This window comes from Mesorhizobium sp. M7D.F.Ca.US.004.03.1.1 (genome assembly GCF_003998635.1).
In the GTDB taxonomy this organism is placed as follows: domain Bacteria; phylum Pseudomonadota; class Alphaproteobacteria; order Rhizobiales; family Rhizobiaceae; genus Mesorhizobium; species Mesorhizobium loti.
In genome coordinates this window covers 1-5,841 of sequence record NZ_RZQG01000343.1, presented here as the reverse complement: position 1 = coordinate 5,841, position 5,841 = coordinate 1, and the positions used below count along the sequence as shown (strand labels likewise).

Below are 5,841 nucleotides of genomic sequence, written 5' to 3'. Positions count from 1 at the left end.
GATCGTAGTCTCGCTGATGGTGCCTTGCGTCGAGGATGCCTGGAAGGCGATCCTGCCGGTGGTCGAGGAGACGGAGGCCGACGGCATCGAGCTCAATTTCGGCTGCCCGCACGGCATGTCGGAGCGCGGCATGGGTGCCGCCGTCGGCCAGGTGCCGGAATACATCGAAATGGTCGTGCGCTGGTGCAAGCAGAACACCCGCATGCCTGTCATCACCAAGCTGACGCCCAACATCACCGATGTGAGGAAGCCCGCGCGCGCGGCACACGCTGGCGGCACCGACGCCGTGTCGCTGATCAACACCATCAACTCGATCACCGGCGTCGATCTCGATAGCTTCGCGCCCCAGCCGACCATCGACGGCAAGGGTTCGCATGGCGGCTATTGCGGCCCGGCGGTGAAGCCGATCGCCATGAACATGGTGGCCGAGATCGCGCGCGATCCTGAAACCCACGGCCTACCGATCTCCGGCATCGGCGGCATCACCACCTGGCGCGACGCGGCCGAATTCATGGCGCTCGGCGCCGGCAATGTGCAGGTGTGCACGGCGGCGATGACCTACGGCTTCAAGATCGTGCAGGAAATGATCGCCGGCCTGGAAAACTGGATGGACGAGAAGGGCCATGCCTCGCTGGACGACATTGTCGGCCGCGCCACGCCCAATGTCACCGACTGGCAATATCTCAACCTCAACTACATCGCCAAGGCGCGTATCGACCAGGACGCCTGCATCAAATGCGGCCGCTGCCACATCGCCTGCGAGGACACTTCGCACCAGGCGATCACCAGCATGGTCGACGGCGTCAGGCACTTCGAAGTGATCGAGGCTGAATGCGTCGGCTGCAATCTGTGCGTCAATGTCTGCCCGGTCGAGAACTGCATCACCATGGAGCCGCTGGCCGCCGGCGTGATGGACCAGCGCACCGGCAAGCCGGTGTCGCCGATCTACGCCAACTGGACGACGCACCCGAACAATCCGATGGCCAAGGTAGCGGCGGAGTAGGGGCCGGCGCTCAACGAAAAAACGGCGCCTTCGGGCGCCGTTTTTCATTTTCTTATTGCAGATAAAAATTATCCACGATAAGAGATATCCATGAATTGGAGACCAACACAATGAAGCTGGGCGAGGGCGTTGAAGCAGCCATCCACTGCGCCGCCATGCTGGCCGGCGTCGAAGGCAACAGCACCATGGCGGGCGCTGCCATGGCGGAGGCCTTTGGCCTGTCGCCAAGCTATCTGCTGAAGCATCTCAACATGCTGAGCGCGGCGCGCATCCTGGAATCGGTCTCGGGACCGGCCGGCGGCTACCGGCTGGCGCGGCCGGCCGAGCGGATTTCGCTGCTCGATATCGTGCTGGCGGTCGAAGGGCGCGAGCCGGCTTTTCGCTGTGGCGAAATCCGCCGCAACGGTCCGGTCAGGCTCGACGCCTCGGCCTACGTTAAACCCTGCGGCATCAATGCCGCGATGCTGAAGGCCGAACGGGCTTATCGCGCCGCACTCGCCGAGGCAAAGCTGTCGGATATCGTGGCCACTTACGCGGCAGAAGGCGACCCCAGATCGCTTGTCGCGAGCTGCGCCTTCGTCGAGCGCCATCAGCGGCCGCAGAAATCCAGTTCAACCAAGCAAGCGTAAAGGACATCAAGATGAAACAGAGGCTGCAATTTTTCGCCAAGGCGCCGGAGATCATGAAGGCGGTGTCGGCGCTCAACAAGGCGGTGGACGAATGCGGGCTCGAGGAAAGCCTGCTGCACCTGATCAAGCTCAGGGCGTCGCAGATCAATGGCTGCTCGTACTGCGTCGAGATGCATAGCCGTGAGGCGAGGCGTGACGGCGAGACCGAGCAGCGGCTCTATCTGGTTTCGGCCTGGAAGGAATCGCCGCTGTTTTCCGAGCGCGAACGCGCCGCCTTGGCCTGGACCGAGGCCGTCACCCTGATCGCCAACAACGGCGTGCCGGACGAACTCTATGCAAGGACGCTCGAGCATTTCTCGGAAGAGGAGCTGGTCAAGCTGTCCGTAGCGCTCGGCATGATCAACACCTGGAACCGGCTGTGCATCCCGTTCCAGGCCATTCATCCGATGCCGGCGGCCAAGGCCGCCTGATTGTCCGGATTGGGTTTTGGAGCGCCGTCGAGAAGGCGGCGCTCCAACTGTTTTATGGGAGAGTTTGATGCCTGCCGATTTGCCTTCGACCTTGTTGTTTCTCGGCCGCCTGTTGCTCGGCGGCGCCTTCGTCTTCGCCGGCCTGCGCAACATCCAGAACGCGGCCTTCCTGACCGGGCTGATGGCCGCGCGCGGCGTGCCGCAGTCACGGTTGGCATTGTGGCTCGGCATTGTCCTACAGGTCGCCGCCGGTGTGCTGGTCATCGCGGGCCTCTGGACGGCATTCGCTGCGACGGTGCTGCTGGTGTTCCTGATCGTCGCCACGCCGATGTTCCACAATTTCTGGGACCATCAGGGTCCGGAGCGCGCTTCGCGTATCAATGGCTTCGTCGGCAATGTCGCTCTGAGCGGTGGTTTTCTGACGCTGATCGCGCAGTCTGCTTGATGCGGCTCCATGCCGAGTTCGGCAGTGTGGTGCCGACGGCATCCATCATTAAATCGGAACCAATCCAGCCGTTGACGCATTTCGCACCTGTATGCCGAGCATCCAGGATGAAATATGAAAATAGCCCATGTCGCGCCGCTTTATGAATCGGTGCCGCCCAGACTCTATGGCGGCACCGAGCGCATCGTCTCGTATCTGACCGAAGCGCTGGTCGATTTGGGCCATGAGGTGACACTGTTTGCCAGTGGCGACAGCCAGACCTCCGCGAAGCTGGTGGCTGGCCGGGAGTGCGCCCTTCGCCTCGACCCGCGCCCGCTGAAATCCGAGATTGCGGCACATCTTTCGATGTTGGCGCAGGTGCGAGACCGGGCGCGAGAGTTTGACGTCATCCACTTCCACCTCAGCCACTTCCTGCACTTTTCCTTCTTCGAGGACATTGCCGAGCGGACGGTGACGACGCCGCATGGCAGGCTGGACTATGTCGACCTGGCGCCCACCTATGAGCGTTTCCCGCGTTTTCCCCTGATTTCCATTTCGCACAGCCAGAAGGCAGGCCTAGCCAAGGCCAACTGGCTGGCGACGATCCACCACGGACTGCCGACCGGTATCTACGAACCCACTTTCGGGGCGACACCGGAAGAACCCTATCTTGCCTTCCTCGGCCGGTTTTCACGCGACAAGCGCCCCGACCGTGCCATCGAGATCGCGATGCGCTCGGGGCTCAAGCTGAAGCTTGCGGCAAAGATCGGCGACGACGATCGCGCCTATTTCCATGAGGTGGTCGAGCCGTTGATCGACGGCGATCGCATCGTCTATGTCGGCGAGATCGAGGAGCACCAGAAGGCGGAATTTCTCGGCAAGGCGGCCGGCTTGCTGTTCCCGATCGACTGGCCGGAACCGTTCGGCCTTGTCGCTATCGAGGCAATGGCCTGCGGCACGCCGGTGATCGGCTGGAATTGCGGTGCACTGCCGGAAATCATCGATCACGGCGTGACCGGGTTCATCGCGGAGTCGGTGGATGGCGCGGTCGCAGCGGTGCCTGACCTGCTGCAACTCGACAGGCGAAAGGTGAGAGCGGTTTTCGAAAAGCGGTTTTCCGCCAGAAGAATGGCCGGCGACTATCTAGCCGCCTATGCGCGGCTGATCGGCGTCCCGAGCGAGGCGAAAGCGTCGTGAGCAGCGGTGTGCACCAGCGGCAAGACCGCAACAACGGGGATCTATGACCAATGGCTCTACTCGATGAGCGCCAGCTCGATCCTGCAGTTGCGCTTGCATCGCTCGACGCAACCGCACCTCGCGAGCCGCACCGGCTGTTTGCGCTCAAGCAGGGCGACTGCTTTGCGGTCGCCGATGCCTATGGCGACATACGCGGCGCCGGCGACGGTTTCTTCCGCGACGACACACGGGTGCTCTCCGAATTCCGGCTGACCGTCGGTGGCCGGCAGACTTCGTTGCTTGGCGCTTCGCTCAGCCAGGACAATGTGCTGTTCACCACCAACCTGACCAATCTGCCGATGCAAAGTGCCGCCGGTCGCGACATTCCGCAGGGCGCCATTCATGTCGAACGCGTCAGGCTGCTGTGGCAGGACAGGCTGTTCGAACGCATCACACTTTCCAACTACAGCCGGGAAACCTCGACAATCGGCGTTTCCCTACACTTTGCCGCCGATTTCCGCGACATGTTCGAAGTGCGCGGCTCGACACGGCTGCGCCGTGGGATGGCGCATGTGGCCGAGATGGACGCGACATCCGTTCTGCTGCGCTATGACGGGTTGGACGGGCTGGCGCGCGCATCGGCGATATCGTTCTCGCAAGCACCGGACCAGCTGACGGCCGACCGCGCCGATTTCCTGCTCGCCGTGACCAAGCGCAGCAGCATGGTGCTGTATGTCGAGGTTGGTCCCGAGTTGGCCGAGCCGCCCGATCGCGACCGTTTCCGCGCCGCTGCCGCCCGGGCGCGCTTTGGCATGCGGGCCAAGCGTCGCCATGGCGCGACGGTGCACAGTTCTGGTCGCGTCTTCAACGATTGGGTCGAGCGTGCCCGTGCCGATGTCGCGCTGCTGACCACCGAGCTTGCGACCGGACCCTATCCCTATGCCGGCATTCCCTGGTTCTCGACGGCGTTCGGCCGTGACGGCGTCATCTCGGCGCTGCAGATGCTATGGCTCAATCCGGGCCTGGCACGGGGCGTGCTGGCCTTCCTTGCCCAGCACCAGGCGACGGAGACGTCGCCGTTCAGCGATTCGCAGCCGGGCAAGATCATGCACGAGACGCGCAAGGGCGAGATGGCGGCGCTGCGGGAGCTTCCCTTCGGCCGCTACTATGGCGGCGTCGATACGACGCCGCTCTACATCCATCTCGCCTGTGCCTATGCTGATCGTACCGGTGACATGGCGTTCATCGACAGCCTGTGGCCGTCGCTATGCGCCGCGGCCGAATGGACGGAGGAGGCGGGCCGAGAGACCGGCTTCGTGACCTATCAGCGGGCCGCCGAGTCCGGTCTCGCCAACCAGGGATGGAAGGACAGTTTCGATTCCGTCTTTCATGCCGATGGCCGCATTCCCAAGGGCCCGATCGCGCTGGTCGAAGTGCAGGGCTATGTCTTTGCCGCCTTTCGGGGGCTGGCCAAGCTTGCCCGCCGCCGTGGCGAGGACGACAAGGCCGATCACTGGGAGGATCGCGCCGAGGCCATGCGGGTGGCCGTGGAACGCGACTTCTGGCTCGACGATCTCGGCTTCTACGCCCTGGCGATCGATGGCGAAGGCGAACCCTGCAAGGTGCGGACCTCGAATGCGGGCCATCTCCTCCTTGTCGGATTGCCTGAGCCGGCGCGGGCGCAGATGGTCGCAGACCAGCTTCTTTCCGCCTCCTTCCATTCCGGCTGGGGGCTGAGAACGCTTGCCGACGATGCCGTGTTCTTCAACCCGATGTCGTACCACAATGGCTCGATCTGGCCGCATGACACCGCCATGTGCGGTGCCGGCCTGGCGCGTTATGGCGAGCGTGAAAGCGTGGTCCGCCTGATGAGCGGCACGTTCGAATCCGCGGTCCATTTCAACATGCGGCTGCCCGAACTGTTCTGCGGTTTTACCCGCGCGCCGGGCGAAGCACCCATCGCCTATCCCGTCGCCTGCCTGCCGCAAGCGTGGTCGGCAGGCTCCGCCTTCATGCTGATGCAGGCGTGCCTTGGCCTGGAGATCGACGGCTGGGACGGCGAAATCCGGGTTACCCGCCCGAGGCTGCCGATCGGCATCGACACGCTCACGCTTCGCCACCTGGGCGTTGGCGAAAGAG

6 protein-coding genes are annotated in these 5,841 nt (G+C 63.5%); all 6 read left to right on the top strand.

Going from position 1 to position 5,841, the window contains the following annotated elements:
- Positions 1–1,003: NAD-dependent dihydropyrimidine dehydrogenase subunit PreA (gene preA, locus EN935_RS19240; RefSeq protein WP_127373527.1), on the top strand; the 1,003-nt coding region annotated here is incomplete at its 5' end.
- A gap of 110 nt (positions 1,004–1,113) precedes the next feature.
- Positions 1,114–1,632, top strand: coding sequence for an Rrf2 family transcriptional regulator (locus EN935_RS19235; protein ID WP_127264896.1), 519 nt, complete (start codon positions 1,114–1,116; stop codon positions 1,630–1,632).
- Between the two features lie 11 nt (positions 1,633–1,643).
- The gene (locus tag EN935_RS19230) at positions 1,644–2,102 is read left to right on the top strand and encodes a carboxymuconolactone decarboxylase family protein (protein ID WP_127264897.1); all 459 of its coding nucleotides are present in this window, start codon (positions 1,644–1,646) and stop codon (positions 2,100–2,102) included.
- 67 nt (positions 2,103–2,169) lie between these two features.
- A complete protein-coding gene (locus tag EN935_RS19225; RefSeq protein ID WP_127264898.1) occupies positions 2,170–2,547 on the top strand; it encodes a DoxX family protein in 378 nt (125 codons plus the stop codon).
- A gap of 114 nt (positions 2,548–2,661) precedes the next feature.
- Entirely contained in the window at positions 2,662–3,723 is a 1,062-nt protein-coding gene (locus tag EN935_RS19220; protein ID WP_127264899.1) for a glycosyltransferase family 4 protein, read from the top strand.
- Between the two features lie 50 nt (positions 3,724–3,773).
- Positions 3,774–5,841: amylo-alpha-1,6-glucosidase (locus EN935_RS19215; RefSeq protein ID WP_127373526.1), on the top strand; the 2,068-nt coding region annotated here is incomplete at its 3' end.